The following is a 1,512-nucleotide window of genomic DNA, read 5'->3' as shown; positions in this document are numbered from 1 at the left end:
CTAGTGTCAGGTCTTGGTGGGAAGTGTTGCGAGCCTTGCTATCCCGTCGAGCAGTAGGTCGACGTGCGGCGCGTGTGCAGCCAGCTTCAAGCGGGTTCGACGCGCGTGGCGGCTGATCTTGGCGGCGATCGTGAACAGGCGGTGGCGTAGTCGTTTGGGTTCCCACCGGCGGGCGGCGTGGTGGGTGAAGGCGAGCATCTGGGTCCAGGCGATCAACTCACACGCGAGCATCACGACCGCGCACCAGATGCGGTTCTGATCGAAACCATGCAGCGGAAGATTCGTCAGGCCACAGTCTTTCGCCGTGCGGATACGGTCCTCGCAGCGGGCCCGACGCCGGTGACGTAGCTCCAGTGCGGCGTACTGGCCGCGCACGGTGTTGGTGGCAAACGCGGTCAGCCGCAACCCATCTCGGTCGGTGAACCGCAACTGGGCACCGGGATGCGGCCTCTCCTTACGCACGATGACCCGCATCCCTTTCGGCCAGTTGGTCAGGTCGATCAGCCCGGTCAACTCGGCCACCCACGCCCCATCGCGGTGCACGCCGTCGGCGTCATACGCCGGGGTCCAGGTTTCGGGGCTGATCCGGTCGATAGCGGCCGCGGTAGCCTCGGTCAGCCCGAAGCCGACCGAATAGGCCAACCGGCGGCGGGTGAGGTAGTCGAGGAACTCGTGGGTGCCGCCGGCCGAGTCGGTACGTATCAGCACCGATTTCCCGACCCGATAGCCGTGCACCTGCGGTAATTGCGCCAACGCGTCGGCGGTGACCGTGATGTGATCGGCAGCGGTGTTCGCGCCCGCATTGCCGGGCCGCAATAGGGTGGCCAGGGGTTCGCCGGTGCCCTCGCTGCCGTGATCGACGAACGCGCACAACGGGTGAAAACCGAACCCGTGCTTGTAGGTTGGTGCCGCATCCTGTTTCTGGCGAATGCGCGGTCACCAGGGTGGCGTCGAGGTCGACGATCACCGGATCATCGACCTCGGCGTCATGATCGGGAGCCGCCGTGCCGGCGGCCGACCAGCAGGTGTCCCGCGCCGCAGCACGGGCAGCGTTAATCGCCGACAGTGCCGCCGGCGCATCGTCGGCCAACGCCGAGATCAGTCGTGACACCGTGGGATCTGAGGCGACGTGACCGAACACTGCCGGGTCGGCGCGCAACTGGTTGATATCGGCCAAACAGTCCCCGCCGATCGCGACCGCCACGGCCAGATCCAGCATGATCTTGCCCGGATCATGGGTCGCCAGGGGTTTGCGCCACGGCGCCAACGCTTCCGACAATCGCCTGGTCAGACCCGTCTTCTCCGCGGCCCGGAGTAACACCGCGGTGCCGGCGTGCGACACCACGCCGGTTCCGGAACCCTCAGCAGACAACAACGGGTACGGCGACGTAGACTTACTCACCTGAATGGTGCTCCTCGATCTGGTCTGATTGATACCTTCGCAAGTTCAATCATCCCAGGTCAGGGCACCATTCTTCACTCACGACGCGAAATCAGCATGAAAGCCCGAGG

At 65.3% G+C, this 1,512-nt stretch carries 1 pseudogene; it reads right to left on the bottom strand.

The annotated features are described in order from the left end of the window. Positions 1 to 6: 6 nt before the first annotated feature. Positions 7 to 1,402: pseudogene (locus tag HH308_RS29235) on the bottom strand (IS1380 family transposase). Positions 1,403 to 1,512 lie beyond the last annotated feature (110 nt).

Source organism: Gordonia asplenii, from assembly GCF_012933505.1.
Classification (GTDB): Bacteria; Actinomycetota; Actinomycetes; order Mycobacteriales; family Mycobacteriaceae; genus Gordonia; species Gordonia asplenii.
Note: the sequence above shows the minus strand (reverse complement) of the source record. Positions and strands in the feature narration are given on the sequence as shown.